At 34.1% G+C, this 21,818-nt stretch carries 14 protein-coding genes and 1 pseudogene; 2 read left to right on the top strand and 13 right to left on the bottom strand.

What is annotated here, in order from left to right; genetic code table 11:
- Together AABL87_RS10100 and AABL87_RS10105 are read right to left on the bottom strand one after the other, a co-directional pair.
- Window positions 1-1,270 (bottom strand): annotated as a pseudogene (locus tag AABL87_RS10100) (hypothetical protein); the annotation flags it as partial.
- Window positions 1,271-1,302: 32 nt separating this feature from the next.
- Window positions 1,303-7,497 carry a DUF11 domain-containing protein gene (locus AABL87_RS10105; RefSeq protein WP_341277288.1) on the bottom strand — a complete coding sequence of 2,065 codons (6,195 nt, stop codon included), beginning with the start codon at window positions 7,495-7,497 and terminating at the stop codon, window positions 1,303-1,305.
- Window positions 7,498-9,180: 1,683 nt separating this feature from the next.
- On the opposite strand from AABL87_RS10105, the gene AABL87_RS10110 reads away from it, so the two are divergent.
- Both AABL87_RS10110 and AABL87_RS10115 read left to right on the top strand, forming a co-directional pair.
- A complete protein-coding gene (locus AABL87_RS10110) occupies window positions 9,181-9,351 on the top strand; it encodes a hypothetical protein (protein WP_341277289.1) in 171 nt (56 codons plus the stop codon).
- Window positions 9,352-9,575: 224 nt separating this feature from the next.
- Complete coding sequence (locus tag AABL87_RS10115) at window positions 9,576-10,829, top strand: helix-turn-helix domain-containing protein (RefSeq protein WP_341277290.1); 1,254 nt, start codon at window positions 9,576-9,578, stop codon at window positions 10,827-10,829.
- Between the two features lie 327 nt (window positions 10,830-11,156).
- On the opposite strand, the gene hisIE is transcribed toward AABL87_RS10115, so the two are convergent.
- The 11 genes from hisIE to AABL87_RS10170 form a co-directional block, all read right to left on the bottom strand.
- Window positions 11,157-11,753: a bifunctional phosphoribosyl-AMP cyclohydrolase/phosphoribosyl-ATP diphosphatase HisIE gene (gene hisIE, locus AABL87_RS10120; protein WP_006264200.1), complete on the bottom strand. Its 597-nt coding sequence runs from the start codon at window positions 11,751-11,753 to the stop codon at window positions 11,157-11,159.
- Complete coding sequence (gene hisF, locus AABL87_RS10125; RefSeq protein WP_341277291.1) at window positions 11,750-12,502, bottom strand: imidazole glycerol phosphate synthase subunit HisF; 753 nt, start codon at window positions 12,500-12,502, stop codon at window positions 11,750-11,752. Before hisF ends, hisIE begins: the two co-directional genes overlap by 4 nt.
- Entirely contained in the window at window positions 12,496-13,209 is a 714-nt protein-coding gene (gene hisA, locus AABL87_RS10130; protein ID WP_225581776.1) for a 1-(5-phosphoribosyl)-5-[(5-phosphoribosylamino)methylideneamino]imidazole-4-carboxamide isomerase, read from the bottom strand. The genes hisF and hisA overlap by 7 nt, the downstream gene beginning before the upstream one ends.
- The gene (gene hisH / locus AABL87_RS10135; RefSeq protein ID WP_341277292.1) at window positions 13,206-13,787 is read right to left on the bottom strand and encodes an imidazole glycerol phosphate synthase subunit HisH; all 582 of its coding nucleotides are present in this window, start codon (window positions 13,785-13,787) and stop codon (window positions 13,206-13,208) included. Before hisH ends, hisA begins: the two co-directional genes overlap by 4 nt.
- Complete coding sequence (gene hisB / locus AABL87_RS10140) at window positions 13,784-14,875, bottom strand: bifunctional histidinol-phosphatase/imidazoleglycerol-phosphate dehydratase HisB (protein ID WP_341277293.1); 1,092 nt, start codon at window positions 14,873-14,875, stop codon at window positions 13,784-13,786. The genes hisH and hisB overlap by 4 nt, the downstream gene beginning before the upstream one ends.
- A complete protein-coding gene (hisC, locus tag AABL87_RS10145) occupies window positions 14,868-15,914 on the bottom strand; it encodes a histidinol-phosphate transaminase (protein WP_326368042.1) in 1,047 nt (348 codons plus the stop codon). Before hisC ends, hisB begins: the two co-directional genes overlap by 8 nt.
- Window positions 15,907-17,196, bottom strand: a complete 1,290-nt coding sequence (hisD, locus tag AABL87_RS10150) for a histidinol dehydrogenase (protein WP_341277294.1) — start codon at window positions 17,194-17,196, stop codon at window positions 15,907-15,909. The genes hisC and hisD overlap by 8 nt, the downstream gene beginning before the upstream one ends.
- Window positions 17,197-17,207: 11 nt before the next feature.
- A complete protein-coding gene (hisG, locus tag AABL87_RS10155; protein WP_006258520.1) occupies window positions 17,208-18,065 on the bottom strand; it encodes an ATP phosphoribosyltransferase in 858 nt (285 codons plus the stop codon).
- 343 nt (window positions 18,066-18,408) lie between these two features.
- Window positions 18,409-19,695 carry a DUF6051 family protein gene (locus AABL87_RS10160; RefSeq protein WP_341277295.1) on the bottom strand — a complete coding sequence of 429 codons (1,287 nt, stop codon included), beginning with the start codon at window positions 19,693-19,695 and terminating at the stop codon, window positions 18,409-18,411.
- 108 nt (window positions 19,696-19,803) lie between these two features.
- Window positions 19,804-20,274 carry a hypothetical protein gene (locus AABL87_RS10165; protein ID WP_341277296.1) on the bottom strand — a complete coding sequence of 157 codons (471 nt, stop codon included), beginning with the start codon at window positions 20,272-20,274 and terminating at the stop codon, window positions 19,804-19,806.
- A gap of 92 nt (window positions 20,275-20,366) precedes the next feature.
- Entirely contained in the window at window positions 20,367-21,812 is a 1,446-nt protein-coding gene (locus AABL87_RS10170) for an aminopeptidase P family protein (RefSeq protein ID WP_341277297.1), read from the bottom strand.
- Window positions 21,813-21,818: the final 6 nt, after the last annotated feature.

Consider the following 21,818-nt stretch of genomic DNA (forward strand, 5'->3'; position numbering starts at 1 on the left):
TATAGATTACATTACCATCAGCAGACTGAGAGATATACTGTAAATACTCTTCTACTGTTGTGAAAGTTTTGTTCCCTTCTTTAACTTCTGTTTTAGATTTTAAGATCTCTTGGATGTTATTAACGATAGTTCCTTTAACATCAACAGTTACAGCCCCTTCAGCATTGTTAGGAATATTGTCAATTGTGTTTGCTTTATCTTTAGCTAACCAATCAATGATTGTTTGTTCTGAGAAATAAACAAATCCTGTTACTTTACCATTTTCTTCAGTTTTTCTTACAAAAGTCTTCGTCTCTGTACCTGCTACTAGATCACGTAAACTGATCGTCTTATACTCTTCTGTAGCTTTATCATAGTATTGGAATACCCAGTTAGGAGCTACATCAGTACCAATATTTTTATAGATTACATTACCATCAGCAGACTGAGAGATATACTGTAAATACTCTTCTACAGTTGTGAAAGTTTTTCCTCCTTCTGTAATAGAAGTTTTAGATTTTAAGATCTCTTGAATGTTGTTTACTACAGTTCCTTTAACGTCAATTTCAATAGCTCCTGGTGCATCGTTAGGGATATTATCAATTGTGTTTGCTTTATCTTTAGCTAACCAATCAACAATCGTTTTCTCGTTGAAATATACATAACCAGTTGTTTTACCATTTGCGTCTATGATGTCTTTAAAGAAAGTATTTGTTTCTACTCCTTGTACCATCTTAGTGATGTCAATCTGCTTAGTCGTATACTTTCCATTATCATAAGTCACATAGAACATTTCTTTCGTCTCAGGATTATAAACAATCGTAGTATGCTTTTCAGTAACTACTGGATTTCCTTTATCATCCTTATTATCAGGGTTAGACGGTAATATGTAATTCACTACTGCTTGAAGATTCTTAACGTCACCTTCTAATTTAGTAGTGATATTCGTAATATTATCACCTAAATTCTTAATTACAGTATCTAACTCTTCTTTACCAACTATTCTATTCCATTTAGCACCATCCCAGTAGTAAAAACCTGTAGGTACTAAATCCTTTACTTCTGTTTTATTAAACACTAATAAGCTAGTGCTCTCAGCACTCTTACCAGCCATTTGGAATTCTGTTGTATTCTTTAATGCAACACGAGGAATCAAGATACCTTTATTTCCTGCCTTAGCTACGATGTCTAATTCTGCAGAAGTAGCAGGGTCCGGCGTACCGATCCCTACTTGTGCGTTTGCGAAATATGTTGTTCCTAATAATACCGCTAATAATGTGATTTTTTTCATGTCTTTTTATATATAAATATTGTTGTTTCTAATTATTTTATTTTGTGTGTGATGTTCAGGTTTGATTTAACTGAACAGTTTTTCACATTCACTTTAACTGGGATACGTGGCCCTAATGGACAACCGCTTCGAACATTCTGAATCCAGATGGTTTGTTCACCTTGCTCCAATCCTTTTAAGTAGAATTCAAACGGAGTTACTTCTATTAATTTGTCTGATCCAGTCTCTGAAGTATATATCTCGTATGTAGTACATGCATCTATCATAGATAACTTCAGCATTCCATAATTACATACATCTATGACTTCATCATCTTTTACTCCGGTACCAATCGTAGGTACAATATTCACATCATAAATACGTGTAAAGTCTCCAAATACACCTACAACATTACCATAAGAAATTTTCACTCTATCAAAAGGTTCGTCAAACGGAGCTACAATAAGTTTATGTTTATTCTTATAACCTAAACCTAAAATTTTTAGATCAAGAACATCCACTCCTCCTTCTAATTTAGGACCTACTTTCTTATCTCCTAAATAACGTTGAATAGAGTACCCTTTAATTAACTCTAAACTTAGCACTGGATTACCAGGTGTTTCTGTAATAATATGTAATTCATCACCAGGCATAGCTTGCTGCTTGAATATTACTGTTAAAGTAGCAGCATTCAACACTGCAACTCCTCTAACAATCTCAGCATAAGTGTTAGGATCATTATCTACCGCATTCCATGGATTAACTATAGGTGCTGTAGCGCTCAATACTCCTAAGCCTAAATCATCTACTCCGTGTAATACATCTAATACAGATGATTTTACATTTTCTGCAACAGGTTCACATTTAATTGCCCCTGCTTTTGAATAATAAACACTATAAACCTTAGCATTTTGTCCTACGCTCAATAAAGCACCTTGTACAACACGGACACCCTTATAAGCTTGTGGCCCTTTCGAGTTAGAAGGCACAAATGTAAACTCTGTAACACTATCAGCTGACAACAAATCTATTAGACCTCCTTTAACTGGTTTAATTGTTCCAATATCATTGCCATTTTCATCTAACCCAACAACTGACAATCCTCCTGCTACAGTAACCCCACTAAATTCTTTTCCTAACTTGACAGACACAGGTGTACCAGCTGGTACTATCTCATCAAAATATATGTTTTGCCATGTAGTACCTATACCTAATAAACCTAAACCAGTAGTAATTGTAGAATATGTTTTAGGATTACCATCTATAGCATTATTTATATTAGATACACCTCCTGTTAAAATAAAACCTCTAGAAGTTTTTCCTTTTGCATAAACACGCTCAATTTGTGGTGGACAATTTGATTCATCATAAACAGTAATCGAAATATTCTCAACCGTAGAACATCCATTAAGCTCTGACACGATTGTAAACATATAAATACCTGGAGTATCAAAAGTCACAGTAGTTCCATTAAAGATTTGCCCTTTATCATCATACCAAACTAAATTACCATTACTACTTGTAGCTTTAGGTAATTGAGTACTAGTTCCTACTTTAGTAATTATTCTTAAATCACCCTCAATAGATAATTCAGCTACTTCTTTTACATTAACAGTTAAAACATCTGACTCTTGAGAATAACAAATTCCATTAGAAACTATAACTGTATAATCCCCTCCAGTATTAACTTCTATTGAATGACCAAAACGAACCGGTTGTCCATTTTCATCATGAGCTTCAATCAATACACCATTCAGGAACCATTGATATTCCATTGCCCCTTCGATAGTTGATAATGTTGTTAATGTACCTTCACAAATATCAGCTTGAGTACTTGATAGAACAGGTTTCGCTGGACTTACTAAAGTTTTAACTTCTACTTCAGCTGGCATTCCATTAAAGCAATAACCAAGTCCCTCTACAGTCACATAAAATTTAGTATTACTCGCTATAGTTGTTCTAACTTCCTGACCTACTAATGGTATGTCTGATAAATCAGCATTCTTATACCATTTAAATATTGGGTTCTTTAAATCTTTAGGAGCAAGATTAGTTAATGTCGCTTTTAATACAAATTCTGTATTAGCGCATATATCTGCTACTTGTTCTATATCAATGCTATTTTCAAAAATATCATTACAATTACTAGCTAACTCAAATACAACTTCTTTTGTTTCCGTCGTATTATCTGGTAATGTATATATAGAAATGACCTTATTAGAGATCTTATTCGTTGTAGGTAATCCGATTACTTTAGTTCTAACTACGAAAGTTTCTTTTTGACCTACATTTAGTTGAGCAATAACATAACTAATAGTATTGTTCTGAATCACACCTGATCCTACCGCTACAATCTCTATTTCTGAACCAATCGCATTACCAAGAACATCGTTAAGTAAAACATTTCTTAATGCTTTATTCCCTTTATTCTCTACTGAGATAGTATATGTTATCTCATCACCTACCTGTGCTTGATTACTAATCTTTCCATTACTTGATCCTACTTTAGATAATTCGATATCATAAAGAGGGTCAACCACTAATACAGTACCCGGTTTTTCACTTGTATTTGGGGATTTAGGGTCTTTATTGTCAATAGATGGATAAGTATTTACTCCTTTATCTGTCTCATCAACTTTTACTGTGGCGATATTTCTAATTTGAGAAATTCCTTCTAAATCTGCACTTACTCTAGCTTTAAAACTAAATGTAACTACACCATCTACTATTAAAACATCTTCTTTTTTGAATGTAACTACACCATTACTGTGAGTTCCACCAGAAGTCCATGTTAACCCAGCAGGTAGTCTGTCTTCTATTAATAAAGTTGGCACATCAGTAGCACCTACATTTTTAACATGAATAGTATACTCTACTTCTTCTCCACCAGTAACTTTTTGAACTGTTGAATCACCATTCACTTTATAAGACTTCCAACTAACAAGATCTTGATTTAAAGATTGACAACTTCTTTCTACGCTGTATAAATTAATTGGAGGAAATACAGACACATTTAATAAACTTTTAAGTCCGATAGATATACGGTCATACTCAACACCAGGTGTGTATGGTAAATTAACTATATCTCCTTTATTAATTAAGTCTAAAACATTAATACCGTTAATTAAACCACTAGATAAATCAAGCGTATTAACTACTTTATCTCCTAAATATGCTTTAATCTCTAATCTACCTAATACATTAAGATCGACCCCTCCTGACTCTGTTCTAAATTTGATATTAGTAACATCATCTTTATCAGATACTGAGTTAAAGAATACCCACTGTTTTACACTTCCTGCAACATTAAGCGTTCCTAAACTAATACGTGAATAGTTAGTTGTATTAGAGTCTATAGCGCGCTCTGGATACTCAACTCCTGCTCCAGACAAATCATTAACTGTTAAGGCTAATCCAGTAAAGTCAAATGATGTCGCAAAAGCATCAACACAAGAATCAGCACTACCTTCATAACACATATTATACACATTCATCGAAGTAGCAGGAGCTAATATGCCCAATACGCTCTCGTTTCTATCTGTGATCTTAACTGATTTATAATTTTTAGTCGGTGTTATAGCTAAATAAGTGCGTCCTAGCTTATCACTTACCACTCTTATTTCTCCATTTTTAAATGTTGTTGCAATACCTCTACTGTTACCTTCTAACACAACACCATTCTCATCTTTCACTTCTATTTCGAAAAAATGATCACCTAAAACAATATTATTTAATAGTCCACTTACAATGTTACCTAAACTACCTCCTAATAAACCTTTTAATATCCCCTTATCATAGTCAAAACGAATATAAGATGTCGTACCAGCCTTCACAATGTGGTCATAACCAACTTCAACAAAACCAGCTCTTTTGTTTCCTCCTAATAAAATTCCTGCATCAGAGTTAATCGTTGCAAATGAATCAAAATTCCCATTAAAAATATTAGAAATATCATCCACATACTTACTTCCTAACAACTCAGTAGCACATACAGAAGATACAAAAGGGCTTTCGGTCATTGGATCAATACATACATCATTAATACGTTTTACATTATACAAACGAATAGCTGGTGTAACACCTACATTTACTAACGTTACTGTAGAAATCTCAACTCTATCAAAAGCTTCTACACTTGTATCAAAAACTAAAGACTGAACTCCACCAGACTGCAATAGACCTAATAAATCTAGATTATTTAATAATCCCTGTTTTAAAGTAAACTCTTGTTTCTTACTACTACCTAAGTAAGTAGTCACTTTATAAGAACCTAATAAATCTAATGAAAGTACACTCTTAGGATTAAACTGTACTCTCACTTCTAATTTATCACCATTAGAAGATGGTTTAGGAAAGTAAATAACTTGTTTTACTCCTGTACCTACAGCTAGAGTACCAGAACTAATCTCTGAATAATTAGATGAATTACCACTTATAGCATGGTAAGGGTTCTTAACACCTGCTTCATTTAAATTAGCAATACTTAAATTTAAACCTGCTTGATTATACGAAGTAAACTGAGCAGGATAACATGGATCTGAACCAATCTCACGACACATATTATATACCTTTAACATACGTTGTTCTCCTGTTGGTAATCCTGTTACTTTATTGGTTATACGTATACTATTATATTCAGTTGTTGGTGTAACTGCTAAATAATAGCGACCTATCTTATCTTGTACTAGTGATACTACTCCATTAGTAGTTCCTTCAAAACCACTTATACTAGAGCTTTTAGATACAGATACACCATTACTAAAGGCTTCTACTTCAAAATAGTGATCTCCTAACAATAGACCAGCAACACCATTAACTAGCTTACCTAAAGTTCCTCCTAATAAAGCTTCTAATACATCTTTATCAGAATCAATTCGAATATAGGAAGTTGTATGCGCAGCTACTTTTTGATTATATGCTAATTCTATCATCCCTAAAGAAGGCAAAGCAGATAATAAAGAACCATTATTGGCGTATAAAGTAGCAAATGTTTCATTATTACCATCTATAGCATTTGTAACAAAATCAACATTTTTAAAATCCTTTACAACTGTAGCACAAGCTGCTATATCAAAAGGAGATTCTGTCGGAGCAGGAACTATAATATTAGGATTAGGACATTTAGCTGTATCAAAACGCTCAATATCATAAATACGTAATCCATCACTTAACACTCCAACATTTAGTGTGTTGTTTGCTCTTAATTCGATTCTGTCAAACTCTTTCCCAGGTGCAAATGTTAAAGTCTTTTTCCCAGGTGTTTTTAATAATCCTAAAAGATTTACACCATTAAGCAACCCTCCTTCTAAAGACTTAGTATAAACTTCTTTATCACCATTATACGCTCTTATTTCAATTGCATTTAACAGGTCTAAACTAAGTAGCCCCTTTGGAGACTCTATCGTTAAGTTAACAGTAGTTGTAGCATCAGAGGTAGTTGGAAAATAAAAAAACTGAGAAATGTATCCCCCAACTCCTACATTTACAGCGCCATCTCTTTTTAATAATGAAAATGTATTTTCTTTTCCGTCTATAGCTTCATAGAATTTATTCTGTAGTAAACCTCCTAAAAGATCTATTTCAATACCAGCAGAATCAAATGAAGTTCCTATAGGTCTACCACAGCTTTCTCCATCTTCTTTAACGTAATAAGTATCATAAACATCTAATAATTTATCACCTGTTAAACCTAATAGTGCTGTACTACTATTTCCAACAGTCATTCGATCAAAGGATTGATCTAACTGAAATGCAATCATGTACTCTCCATCCTTATCTTGGATTAACTTAGCCTGCTTAGTTCCAAAACCATCTACTGATTTCACCTCGAGAACCTTATTATTACCATTATAAGCATTAACATCAAATCTATGACTTCCTAACAATAGTTCATTCAAAAGACCTGATAACAATTTACCTACTGAACCGCCTAATAAGCCATTAAGTAATTCATTGTTTTCCATCCCTATTTTTATATAGGTTTGTTTTCCTTTTGGTACTGCATTAGGGAATTTATACTCTAAAAAGCCGCTCTTCTTACCTAGCATTAATGCACCTGGATGTGCATGTAATGTACCTTTACTAGCTAAATTTCCATCTGTAGCATACTTAGGATAATCTACATTCTTATAACTGATAAGATCTGTAGCATACACCTTAGTCTGCCCCAAGGACTGTACTAAAGGAACGAACAGGACGAGCAAAAGCAGTAACCTCTTCCATAGAGAAAAAGTAGTTTTTTGTTTCATTTGTTGTTTGTTAATTGTGTTTTATAAAATATTATTATGACCAGACTCTTATTGTGAGTTTAGAGCACAGATCATAATCATTACATTGACGAGGATGTAAGATTAAAATTACGGGAGTAAAAAAACATCATACATGACTATTGTGAATTGTCATGTAATGTATTCCAGCTATTGTGAGTTGTGGAATAACAATTAAACGAAGAACTGAATTCGCGAAGAACAATTACTATCGAATAAAAGATTTACTTACTCTATAAGTCTCATCTTAACACCACTTCGTGGCGAAGTTTTCAAAACCTAGTTTCAAAACCTTTTATACTTACTTCTTTCTTATTCCCATACTTACTTTTTCCATAAATGATAAAGATTAATTTATTAAGCTCCACTTCCACTCCACAGTGAAACTTAGAACTTATCTACTCGATAATTACTAATTCCTATGTACTACATCGAAACACAGTTCTATGCTCGTTGCATTCACAGGCACAAAACGACTAACTAGACTAGATATTAGGCTACAGTTAATAAAATTTACAACTAGTAAATCACTATCTCGCTCTCTACTACTTTCGCAGTACTAAATGTGAGTTCTTAATTAGAGCGAAATAACCAATGCTACTTATGCTATCTATTTTTATCAACCAATACCAAGTATTCAAATCGTTTTTGCTAATAAACTTCTTCTGTCATCCATAGGAAAACCTAAGGAATCAGATTTATAATAATTCGTTAGTAAGGGAATTTGTTTAGAAATCTAGCACTATCTCCACTCCTCTAAAAAAACTCCCTCAACTGAATGTACTATTAAAACATATTGAGGGAGTGTAACAGTTCTCCATTGTCCCCACAAAATCAAAACTGCTAATATTATCTAGATTCACTGGAACTATATCTCTTCCCAAATTCAAAAACAAAATTAGTCACTGCACGAGAGGTTGTGCCTATACTTAAGCATGGTTTTTATCATAAATAGAAGCCCAATACGGTTGTTAATAATCTTAAATCGACACTTTCAAAAAGTTTCAAAAACAGGTTTCAAAAACAACAAACACTTAATAACCAAAACTTTAAAAACTTAAATTAGTACTAGTACTCTATTAATTTTAAGCATTCTAAAAAAACAGTATTTACCCATCATTTGCTACACTACAAAATGTGAAACATCAATAATGCGAATGATACAATGTGATTTTAAAAAATGTAAAATAGTGTCAAAATAGTATAGGTTACTCCATCTATAAAAGATTCTTAAAACCTAAAAAGTCATAAAATAGAATCGATAATACGATATATGATTTTTATAATAATCTAGATAAATAGTGCAATCAACGTCCCCACTGTAGTTAGAAGTTGACTATTACTTTAATATATTTTACAGAATAATATGTTATAAAATCAGATGAAACTACATGATAAAAACACGCTGAAAAATTAATACTTTCCTAGCCTAGTCTATATTTAAGATATCATAACTAAAGCTCACTTTTAACAACAGCCTTAGTCTAACTGTTAATAAATGTCAATGCTTTAATAAAACCCACTTCTGTTCGCATAATGGACTAATTCACAAATGTCTTAAAGTGATAAGTAGACTAATTATTTAACAAAGAACTATACTTTATTATAGTACATATTACAGCTTTTCACTCTATATTGCTTAGTCAAAACAAAACAACAATAAACATGAGAAAAGAACAACAACCACCTAAGAACAAATGGGTTACACTAAAACCAATTCTCTCAGATGTATTCAAAATCAAGTACATCGCACCACCCTTTAGAAGCTATACTTCTAAAATATTTAACAATTATAGAAAAGAAGATTTAGAGATCAATATGTCTTTTAAGTACTAAAAAACACTTAGTATATGACATATAGTTTGTTTTACGCTAGTATTATTCGCCACTCTATCCTTAACTAATACTAACAGTACACTAACTATATAGACTTTCTCACTATCAAAGTCAAAAATTGCTATTATAGAAAAGTACAGATGTCTACTGTTTTGGGCTAAGACAGCAGCTCTCCCCTCGTACTCTAATCTATGGTATTAATTATTTATTGTTAAAAAATTAAAATGGATTCGAAAAAAAAACAACAATATACCCATATAGGATTAGTGCCTATATCGGTAATACTAAGCTATGTCCTTTTGGCTTGGTTAGTTACTTTAATTATCAATATAAAGGGTACAGTACTCACCTTTACTTCATATACTTTATACGATACATTGCCAAAAATACTTCAAAGTATAGTAGCAAGTAAACTCTCTCTTTATCAGGATAATGTAACTCTTACTCATCTTCATGGTGCTCAACTGCATCATGACATGACTGCCTATATAGATCTACCTATCAACTATTTTGTATCAGGTATATTCTATGGTATGGCTTTCTTAGGCCTAATAGCTAGTTTTATAATCTATCAAATCTTTAAAGAAAGAAAATGGATTAGTTATTTATCTATACAGATACTCATCACAATCTGTTTTATAACAGGAGATATTCTAAATTTGTTTCACATTCATTTACAGTCAGTTGAATCTTTTTTAAAAGCAACTATTCTTTCTTCCTCTATCATTTTTACAGGTATGTTACTATCTACATACTACCCATTCGGAACGAAGAGATTCATGTATAAGAATGAATTAAAATTATATTCTCTTACCTCCATCATAGCCATTGTATTATATTTCTCTAGCTACTTATACGGAGGGAAACACTCCCTATTACTAGATATCACAGTACTTGTATTCTTTATTTTTGTTCAACTAACTAAAAGAAGTTTAAAACACAAAAAGCAGTACTATCTCTATGTAGCCTTTTTAATATCTTTATGTATTCTATTGGGATTAAGCTTTATAAATTTAGAATTAGATGATCCTGTCACGATGCAGAATCACGCTATGCCAAGCCTTAAACTATATATTTCGGTTATTATCGTATTGAGTATTATCAATAATTATGTGCTAGTCAGAAAAAACCAAAAACACAATGTACGCAACCGTGTTTTTATGTTTCAGTATGTATTAATGTTGAAGAATTATCATAAGCTACTAGTTCATGAGAAAAATGCACAAACTCTAAAACAGCCTGATATTATTACACTTAAGGATCATCAAGGAGACTTGTCTTATCATTTAAAGAACAATTATAAACTAACGGAGAGAGAAGTAGATGTACTCTACCTCATCTGGGATGGACTGACTAATAAAGAGATAGCACATGAATTGAGTATAACGATAAGTACGACTAAATATCATATTAGTAATATATATCTAAAACTAAATGTAAACTCACGTTCACAAGTATTTGCATTAAAAGATTGGTAGCGTACTTCAGTTACTTTTCTATTACTAATGTAGCACTTAAAGTTGGGATGAGTCCGTAGCGAATCCGTTATGAGTCCGTACTGACTCCGTTAATTCATACAAAATAACGGACTGAACACGAACTTATTGACCTCTTACTAAGTTATCATCCAAAAGGAAACAGCTAGTCAATATAAATTAAACAAAAACAGACTTGATCATAAATGACAAGTCTGTTTTGTTTTGACATATAGCTTATCAAAATTCGCATATTTAGAAAATATTTTTTTCTAAACCGAAATATTAGAATTTTAAAACAAGACTATATATCACTACATATAGGGATAGTTATTTAAGGTGTCTTTCTTTTAAAACAGATTCTATATCACTTAGAGTAAATCCTTTTGCTTTTAATAAAATAAGGTAGTGATATAATAAGTCTGCTGCTTCATTCTTAAAAAGAGTATCGTTATCATCTTTGGCTTCGATAACTAACTCCACTGCTTCTTCTCCTACTTTTTGAGCAACTTTATTGATTCCTCTCTTGAATAATTGATTGGTATATGATGATTCCACATTGTTATCAATACGCTCACTGATGATATTCTCTAAAGTATAAACAAAACCTTTATCACCAATCTCTCCAAAACAAGAAGTACTTCCTGTATGGCATGTAGCTCCAATAGCTTCTACTTTTATCAATAGACAGTCTCTATCACAGTCAGTCAAAATCTCTTTTACTAGTAAATAATTACCTGAAGTTTCTCCTTTGGTCCAGAGCCTGTTTTTAGTACGACTATAGAACGTTACTTTACCTTCAGTAATCGTCTGTTGGTAGGCTTCTTCATTCATATAGCCTTGCATCAATACCTGCATGGAATCCTTATTTTGAATAATCACAGGTACTAACCCGTTGCCTTTATTAAAATCTATATCTAGTTTCATCTTACACTTAAATTATTTGTTTTTAATATTTGCTTTAACTCTGGTATACTTACTTCTCCATAGTGAAATATACTAGCCGCTAACGCACCTGTCGCTTGCGTCTGAGTAAACACTTGTGCAAAGTGATCTATACTCCCAGCACCACCAGATGCTATCACGGGTATATTTACCGTTTTAGCTACCTCAGCTGTAATATCGAGTGCAAAGCCCGCTTTCGTACCGTCATTATTCATTGAGGTCAACAGTATCTCACCTGCTCCTAAACTAGCTACTTGCTTAGCCCAGTCTATAGTCTTTAGCTCGGTCTTGATACGTCCACCTGCACTGTATACCCACCATTCACCCTCTTCGTACTTTGTATCTATGGCTACCACTGCACATTGACTCCCCAATGCCTGAGCAATCTCCTGTATTAGTTCAGGTCTCTTGATAGCAGCTGAATTAACACTTACTTTATCTGCGCCTGCTCTCACTAAATCTATTGCTTGTTCTCTAGTACTAATCCCACCACCTACGGTAAAAGGAATATTAATCTGACTCGCAATCTCATTGACTAAACCAATCAATGTCTTCCTATTCTCTATGGTAGCTGTAATATCCAGAAAGACTAATTCGTCTGCCCCTTCTTCTACATAGCGTTTTGCTAGCTCTATAGGATCACCAGCTCGCTGTATATCTACGAAGTTAACCCCTTTGACTACCTCACCATTCTGAATATCCATACATGCTATTACTCTCTTCTTTAGCATAATTCACTCAACTCTTTTAATGTTATTCTTCCTTCATAGATCGCTTTTCCGATGATCACTCCTTCACAACCTATCTCTTTTAGCTTGTATAATTCTGTTACCGTAGTTAACCCTCCACTAGCAATCAGTTTTACCTCAGTATTCGTTATAATCTCTTTATACAACTCAATAGCAGGTCCATTTAGCATTCCATCTTTCTCTATATCAGTGACTATGGTATAGGATACTCCTCTCTGTTCATACGATTGGATAAACTCTAGCACATCTGTATCAGCAGAGTCTAACCACCCTTGGGTCATAATCTTGCGCTGTTTACAATCTGCTCCTAATATAATCTGCTCACTTCCGTATCGCTTTAACCATGTTAAGAATAGCTCAGGCTTAGTCGCCGCTATACTTCCTACAGTTACTTGCCTAGCTCCACTGTTAAAAGCCGTGATGATATCCGAGTCATTCTTAATACCTCCACCAAAATCTATCTGTAGATCAGTCTGAGTAGCTATCTCTTCTAATACCTTGGCATTCATTATTTGACTTGACTTAGCACCGTCTAAATCCACTACGTGTAGATACTTAATTCCTGCATCTTCAAACTGCTTCGCTACTTCTACTGGACTTGTATTATACACTTTAGAGGTATTATAATCTCCTTTTGATAGTCGAACACACTGTCCTCCGATGATATCTATAGCTGGTATGATTCTCATAATTCTAAAAAATTCTTTAATAATAGCTCTCCTACTTTACCTGACTTCTCTGGGTGAAACTGTACTGCATAAAAATTACCTTTAGCTAAAGCAGCCGAAAAGGGCACGATATAATTATTAACAGCAATAGTTTCCTTAGATAAGGTAGCGTAATAACTGTGTACAAAGTAGAAATCATCTAGCTCTTCAATCTCTTTAAACAAGGTCTCTTCTTCTATCATATCACAATTATTCCACCCCATATGAGGAACAATATCTGTGGCAGGAAAAAGCTTTACTTCATTGTCAAAGACACCTAATCCTGCTACATTCCCTTCTTCACTAGAATGACACAGTAGCTGCATCCCTAAACATATCCCTAGTACAGGCTGTTTTAACCCTATAATAACCTTATCCAATCCTTTATCTACTAAATACCTCATCGCAGAAGAAGCTTCTCCTACTCCTGGAAAAATCACTTTATCCGCAGAGGTAAGTATCGCTACATCATCTGTGACTATGGTCTGATACCCTAGTCGTTCTATAGCATTCTGTACAGACTGTACATTACCTGCATTGTATTTTAAGATTGCGATCATAGTATGCCTTTAGTACTTGGTATATTATAGTTCTCCGTTTTACTTACTGCCATCTTTATTGCTTTAGCAAAAGCTTTAAAGATCGACTCTATCTTGTGGTGCTCATTATCACCTTCAACCTTTATATTCAGATTGCAACTCGCTGCATCAGCAAAAGATTTGAAGAAGTGATAGAACATCTCTGTTGGCATATCTCCTACTTTCTCTCTCTTAAACTCTGCGTCCCACATCAGCCATGCTCTCCCTCCGAAGTCTATAGCTACCTGAGCGAGACACTCATCCATCGGCAGTAAGAAGCCATATCTCTCTATTCCCTTTTTATTTCCTAAGGCACGCTTAAACGCTGTTCCTAATGCAATAGCTGTATCTTCTATTGTGTGGTGCTCATCTACTTGTAAGTCACCTTTGACTTTTATCTTTAGACCTATATTACCATGTCTATTGACTTGTTCTAACATATGATCAAAGAATCCTAAACCTGTCTCGATAACACAGTCTTTAGCGCTGTCTAGATTCACTTCTATATCAATCGTAGTCTCATTCGTCTTTCTGTATTCTTTACCTATACGAGGTTGTTGCTTTAAGAACTGATAGATTTCCTCCCAATCCATTGTGCTCAATGTGGCACGCTCATCTGCAACTTCATTGATATAAATAACTTTACTTCCTAAGTTCTCTGCTAACTGTATATCCGTTATCCTATCGCCTAAGACATAAGAGTTCGTTAAATCATAATCTCCATAGACATACTTACCTAACATTCCTAATCCTGGTTTACGCGTAGGTTTATTTTCATAGTCAAAAGAGTCATCTACGTAAATATCTGTAAATGTCACTCCCTCTCCTGCTAGTGTATCCAATATAAAGTTCTGCACAGGCCAAAAGGTATCTTCTGGAAATGAAGCAGTTCCTAGCCCATCTTGATTACTAACTAAAACTAAAGTGTAATCTAACTCTCTCGCTATCTTAGACAAACTAGAAATAGCCTTAGGCAAGAATACCAACTTCTCAAAACTATCAATCTGAAAGTCTTCAGGTTCTTTAATAATAGTTCCGTCTCTATCTATAAATAATACTTTCTTACTCACAATCTATTGTTTTTAATGCAGTTATTAATTGGTTGTTTTCCTCTGGTGTACCTATCGAGATACGCAAAGTATTCTCTACGACCTTACTTCTATTTCTCACAACGATTTGTCTATCTATTAACTCTTGATACAAGCTATCAGCCTTATCAAATTTGACTAAGAGATAATTAGCTTCTGAAGGATAAATAAACTGTGTCATTGAGAGTGTGTTTAACTCTCTAATTAGCCTTTCTTTCTCGTTTAAAAGAAGTGTTATTCTCTCTTTAAAACCTACTGTATCACTTAGTAGTTCGATAGCTTGCTGTTGGTTACTAATGCTTAAGTTATAAGGAGACTTCACTTTATTAAAATAGTAAAGTACCTCCTCACTCATCCATGCCATACCGATGCGAAGTCCTGCCATTCCCCATCCCTTAGACAAGGTCTGTAAGATAATCAAGTTACCATACTGAGATAGTTCTTCTAGCCACGAAGCTTCTTTGCTAAAGTCTATATAGGCTTCATCTATAATGACTATTCCTTTAAACCTTTTTAACAATGAAATTATCGTCTCTTTCTCAATCAAATTACCAGTAGGGTTATTAGGTGAACAAATAAACATTAACTTCACAGTAGGATCTTTTAAATAAGGTTCTACCAATCCTTGTTCTATCTGAAACACATCATCTAGAGGAAGTGTGATTAACTCAACAGCGTTAATATTAGCATATACTTCATACATCCCATAAGTAGGGGTAAATACGATAGCTTTATCCTTACTAGGTTCACAGAATATTCGATAGGCTAAATCAATCGCTTCATCACTTCCGTTACCTAAAAATAATTGGTCTGGGTTTCCTCCTTTTATCTGACTAATGGTTTTCTTTAACTCTACTTGATATGGATCAGGATAGCGATTCACTATACCATACGGATTCTCATTTGCATCTAAGAATATTCCTATATCACCTTTGTACTCATCCCGTGCACTTGTATAAGGGGATAAAGCCTTAATATTTGGACGAACTAATTCGTTTATATTTACTTTAGTATTACTCATTACTCAATTTTTTAAGGCGCATACTCACAGCATTTTTATGGGCGATTAACTCTTCAGCCTCTGCCATTACTTCAATTGTTTTACCTATGTTCTTTAGTCCTTGTTTCGTTAACTTTTGAAAAGTAATCTTCTTAACAAAGCTGTCTACTGATACTCCACTATAGCTCTTCGCATAGCCATTAGTAGGTAGGGTGTGATTCGTACCACTCGCATAATCACCAGCACTCTCACAAGAATAAGCACCTAAGAATACAGAACCTGCATTGATCACTAAGTCTATATACTTCTCAGCATTCTCTATATTTAAGATTAAGTGTTCAGGTGCATAAGCATTACTAAAAGCAATACATTCTTCTATAGTAGAGAGCTCTATCATCAAGCTATTATTCAGTGTCTGTTTTGCTAAGTCTTTACGAGGTAGTTCCTCTAATTGTTTCTCCAATGCCTCAGCTACTTCACTTATCTTCTGCTTCGTTGTAGTCACAAAGACTACTTGGCTATCTGTTCCGTGCTCTGCCTGTGACAATAAATCAGCTGCTATATAATCTGCATCAGCCTCTTGATCTGCGATAACTAAGACTTCACTAGGCCCTGCTGGCATATCGATAGCTATACCTTGTGCCTGTACTAACTCTTTTGCCTTGGTCACATACTGATTACCTGGCCCGAATATCTTATATACTTGAGGCACTGTCTCTGTACCATACGCCATTGCCGCTATAGCTTGTGCTCCACCAATCTTAAATATAGTCTCTATCCCTAGGTATTGCGCAGCATAAAGAACTACCTCATTTACTTTGCCTTGTTTATTACACGGTGTACACAATACTAATTCTTTACAACCTGCTAGTTGAGCAGGAATAGTTAACATTAATAATGTGGAGAATAACGGAGCTGTACCACCCGGTATATAAAGCCCTACCTTCTCTATTCCTACACTCTTTCTCCAGCAAGTCACTCCTTCTGTCGTCTCTACTTTATCTTCTTTAGATAACTGAGACTGGTGAAACGTTCTGATATTCGATGCAGCTATAGCTATAGCATCTTTGATATCCTGATTAACTAAAGTAGCGGCTTCTTCTATCTCCTGTCTACTTACTCTGAAGTCTGTTAACTGTACTCCATCAAATAATGAAGTATAATTCTGAATAGCCTGATCTCCTCTTTCTTTAACTTGTTTGAGTACTGTACTGATACTCTCATTTAGACTTTCTGTTGTGATAATAGGACGCTTTGTTAACCCTATCCATTCTTCTCTTGCAGGTTTATATACTGTTATCATAGCTTCTTATTTTAGTAAATCATTTTTTCTATCGGAGCTACTAGAATTCCCTCTGCTCCTAAGGCTTTTAACTCGTCGATGATATCCCAGAATTGGTCTTCTTGGATAACAGAGTGTAGACTACTCCAACCTTCATCTGCTAAGGGTAAAACAGTAGGACTCTTCATCCCTGGTAGTATAGAGATGATCTGTTCTAACTTATCATTAGGAGCATTTAATAAAATATACTTGCGTTCCTTAGCATTTAAAACAGACTTAATTCTAAACAAGAGTTTGTCTAATAAGACTTGTTTCTCCTCTCCTAAAGCTTGGTTGCTAATTAAGACTGCTTGGCTGTCTAGCACCTTGTCTACTTCTTTAAGTCCATTAGACATTAGCGTAGATCCACTACTCACGATATCGCATACCCCATTAGCTAGCCCTATGCTAGGTGCTATTTCCACACTTCCTGAGATAAACTCTATAGAAGCATTCACGCCTTGTTGTTTTAAGTATTTTTCTAGGATAAAGGGATAAGAAGTTGCAATCTTTTTGCCTTCAAAGTAAGTAATACCAGTATAGTCAACTTCTTTAGATACAGCTAAACTCAATCTACAACTACCAAAGCCTAGGTATTCTAATACCTTAACAGGTAGATTAGCCTCTAAGTACACATTCTCTCCTACAATACCGATATCAGCTACTTGTTGTTCTACATATTTCGTTACATCATCATCACGCAAGAACAGTACTTCGATAGGGAAGTTCTTACTTTCGGCAATTAGTTTACCACCACCATTAGGAAACTTAATGCCACATTCTTTTAATAATTCTAGGGATTTCTCACTAAGACGTCCACTTTTTTGGATTGCAATTTTTAATTTACTCATATTATTTTTTGATTAAAATGTTCGAGTAAACCGATAGGAAGTATCAAATAGCAATACGCTTAAAAACAAAAAATCCCGTCTGATTTACTCAAACGGGATAATTAGATATTTTGGATTCAAATACACCATATCATTACCAGCTCGTAAGAGTACAAGTAGAATGATGATGATGATGTAATTGACTTGGATACATGTCTTTTTTGTTTATTTGATAGGTCAAATGTATATATAATTTTAATACACTTGGTTAATTATTTTTATTTATTTCTTATACTTTTCAAATATCGCCTATTTAAAACAGCTTTCAAACTCAATGAGAGCAAGCCTTTTAACCTATTAATAACTACAGATAAAAATTAGCCATTTTAGCCATTGTTAGATTAAAATGAGTATCCACTTCTTCTGCATTCTTGATTGTTAAAGGGAAAGGAACCATATGACTATAGGAGAAAGGATAGTCTAAAATATCCACTCCAATAGGCACATCTCTATACGGTCCTTTTAGCATATTTAAAGCTTCTACAGCAGGAGCTACCTCATCATTTTTAAGGTTGACAGAGTAGATTTGATTCTCTAATTCTTTTAAGCGTTCTTCTCTTTCTTCTTGGTGATGATTGTAACGAAGCATTGTTTTAAACCAACTCTCCCCTGGGTGTAATTCTTTAGATTGATAGTGATTTAGACGAGGTTCTGCTATAAACTTAGTTGTCAGTAATTGAGCAAAGACTTTTTGCATCATAATAGTTGCTTTTCCATCCATAATATACTTCGATACTGGGAACATACGATCAATAGTCATTCCTCCGCAGAAGCAAACTAACTTAGCATTATTCAATATGCCATTAGGATTCGCCATCAGAATAATTATAGATAAAAACGAGCCTATAGAATACCCAAACAAATCAATAGAAGCTGTTTTAGAAAGGCTCGAGAACTTACCTTCTCTTAGTTGAGTCTCCCACTGTATAAAATCGTAATATGTCTGTAATCCAGACCAAAACATACGCTGTGGATTAGCTTCCATACGTGTACTCAATGCTGCATTGACATAACTCGTATCTGAATTCTCTTGCCAATGCATCGCTCTCTTCTGAGCCACCTCAAACATCAGTTTTCGATCAGACCATTCAAGAGGTGCTCTATCCATGTGAAAGCTTATAGGAAACAAGACTACGGCTTTTTTAGTACGTTTTGCTAACTCATATGCCCAAGGTAGATACTTATCCCACTTCTTCTCATTTAAGCCGTGAAACATGACTATAGTCTCTTCTGAAACCTCGTGCTCTAATGTCTTTAAAACAATAATCTTAAACTTCTTATTCTCCTCTACACTATAATCAGAAATATCTAATAGATGATCTTTGTCTGTAATCAGCTTACAAAAAGTATCTTCAAAACTCTCGTGATGTTCATCACAATACAATTTATCTGAACCACATAGTACATTAGCTGCTTGTGTAGATTCAAAATCGTATTTAAAGAATTCAATACCTAGTTCTTCACTTTTTATATAGTCATCTTCTGTATTAAAAAGCTTTTTGAGTTGATCGTGTAATTGGTAGTAATGCATGGCGTTAGGATTAGGTTGATTTAAAATACTATGTATGCATAGTATTAACGCAATAACCATTGACATTATTACACAAATCAGACATTATTAATATATATTTATTTTGAACTACTCCTTGTATTTATTATATCACTAAACACTATTTCAATTAATTATAAAAAATATAATCTACTTTTTATAAGACAGTCCTGATATACTACTTGCACTTCTAGGATCATACACAGACCATAAAGTCCCCCACTCAAAAGCTATACTCCACTGAGGATAAGGTGAGTTCTTTTTCTTTCCTTTCTCTCCTGACAGTTTACGCATAAAAGAATTATTGCGTTCGAAGACTTCCATTTCCTTCTTTTCTGACCAATCATCCCAAGTCTTAGCATCTCTGTCATCGCTAGTGTATATATACATACTCTCTAAGCTATCTCCAAAGAAGCAAATACTAATCCGAACTTGATACCCTTCCCAATCACAATGATTAAAACCATACCAGAAATATCCTGTATTAACATCTCTAAAGCTATCATATTTAGCCTTGTAATAATCCGTTTGTTTTAATTCTTCTAACTGCATTCCCTTATACAATCTACAATTAAATTCTTCTAAAACTATACTACCATTTGTTTTATCTAAAATCCCCATGTGTACACTTATTAAACATTTATACTTCTATATAAAAAGCCGATAAGTTCATTAGTACTTATCGACTTCATATTAAATATAAAAATAGCTTCTTAGTAATTAGATTTATAATCTTCTATCTCCGCAACAGTTCTGATTAACTCTGGTCCTAAATACTGATAACCATTGTCTTTAATCAAGAAGTTGTCCTCAATACGGATACCTCCAAAGTGAGCAAACTGTTTTACCTTGTCATAGTTTATAAACTCTGCATATTTCTTCTCAGCCTCCCACATCTCGATTAACTCTGGAATAAAGTAAATACCTGGCTCTACAGTTAGCACATGTCCTGCTTTTAGCTCTTTTCCTAAACGCAATGATTTAATACCAAACTGCTTCGTATCTTTAGGGTCTTCTGTTGTATATCCTACATACTGTTCTCCTAAATCTTCCATATCGTGTACATCAAGTCCCATCATATGTCCTAATCCACATTGGAAGAACATCGTATGTGCATGATTAGCTACAGCATCTTGTGCATTTCCTTTCATAAAGCCTAAGTCGATTAATCCTTCTGCTAATATCTCACATGCTTTTAGGTGTACATTTTTATACTTCACTCCAGCTTTAAGCTCTGCCTTAGCTCCTTCAAATGAGTTAAGAACTACATTATAAAGATCGCGTTGTTCTGGTGTAAAAGTCTTATCTACAGGATATGTACGCGTCAAGTCAGATGCGTACCCCATTGGCGTCTCGCAACCAGAGTCATTTAACAATAACTTACCTGATTGTAACGTATTCATTTTATAATGATTGTGTAAGATCCCTCCGTTGATTGTCACAATAGAGTTATAAGCTAACTCACAGTTATGACTCCCTGCCACATTCTGAATAGCACTCACGATTTCATACTCCTTCACACCAGGCTTAGCCATGCGCATCGCTAGTAAGTGCATCTGATTAGATACTTTTAGTGCTTCTTCTATCTGTGCTATTTCTTGAGCTTCTTTGATTTCTCGTTGTGCTACGATAGCTTGAATCATCGGCACAGATGGTTTAAAGTCCACTATAGAAATATGTAGTAACTCACTTAATAAAATCTTGTTGAATGATTGGTAAGGAGGTAAGTAGTGAATATTTCTTTTCACACTCATAGCAGTCGCTAAATAAATAGCTAAATCAGCATAAGGTCTTGTCTCTACTACACCTGCTTTCTCACATTTTTCTTTTAAAGTCTCTTGACGTCCCATCCATACAATAGCATCCATAGACATCTCATCTCCAAATACGATTGTCTTATGCTCATCTAAATCAATGATAGCAGCTAAGTGTGGTTGTTGGATACCAAAGTAGTACAAAAACGTACTATCCTGTCTGAAATGTGAAGCATTGTCAGCAAAGTTGATTGGATTCTCTATATTTCCTAAAAACAATAAGATTCCCTTTGCTTGAATATTTTGTTGAAGAACTTCTCTTCTTCTCTTATAAGTTTCTGTATTAAACATGGTATTGTTGGTTTGATCCTCCCAAGGTAACAACTTTGTCTGATATATACTCACAAATTG

Source organism: Myroides sp. C4067 (assembly GCF_038039665.1).
Taxonomy (GTDB): domain Bacteria; phylum Bacteroidota; class Bacteroidia; order Flavobacteriales; family Flavobacteriaceae; genus Flavobacterium; species Flavobacterium odoratimimum.

Excerpts from the sequence above, each read along its gene's own strand:
- AABL87_RS10105 (WP_341277288.1), bottom strand. The coding sequence starts at position 7,497 with ATGAAACAAAAAACTACTTTTTCTCTATGGAAGAGGTTACTGCTTTTG.
- AABL87_RS10110 (WP_341277289.1), top strand. The coding sequence starts at position 9,181 with ATGAGAAAAGAACAACAACCACCTAAGAACAAATGGGTTACACTAAAA.
- AABL87_RS10115 (WP_341277290.1), top strand. The coding sequence starts at position 9,576 with ATGGATTCGAAAAAAAAACAACAATATACCCATATAGGATTAGTGCCT.
- hisIE (WP_006264200.1), bottom strand. The coding sequence starts at position 11,753 with ATGAAACTAGATATAGATTTTAATAAAGGCAACGGGTTAGTACCTGTG.
- hisF (WP_341277291.1), bottom strand. The coding sequence starts at position 12,502 with ATGCTAAAGAAGAGAGTAATAGCATGTATGGATATTCAGAATGGTGAG.
- hisA (WP_225581776.1), bottom strand. The coding sequence starts at position 13,209 with ATGAGAATCATACCAGCTATAGATATCATCGGAGGACAGTGTGTTCGA.
- hisH (WP_341277292.1), bottom strand. The coding sequence starts at position 13,787 with ATGATCGCAATCTTAAAATACAATGCAGGTAATGTACAGTCTGTACAG.
- hisC (WP_326368042.1), bottom strand. The coding sequence starts at position 15,914 with ATGAGTAATACTAAAGTAAATATAAACGAATTAGTTCGTCCAAATATT.
- hisD (WP_341277294.1), bottom strand. The coding sequence starts at position 17,196 with ATGATAACAGTATATAAACCTGCAAGAGAAGAATGGATAGGGTTAACA.
- hisG (WP_006258520.1), bottom strand. The coding sequence starts at position 18,065 with ATGAGTAAATTAAAAATTGCAATCCAAAAAAGTGGACGTCTTAGTGAG.
- AABL87_RS10160 (WP_341277295.1), bottom strand. The coding sequence starts at position 19,695 with ATGGTTATTGCGTTAATACTATGCATACATAGTATTTTAAATCAACCT.
- AABL87_RS10165 (WP_341277296.1), bottom strand. The coding sequence starts at position 20,274 with ATGGGGATTTTAGATAAAACAAATGGTAGTATAGTTTTAGAAGAATTT.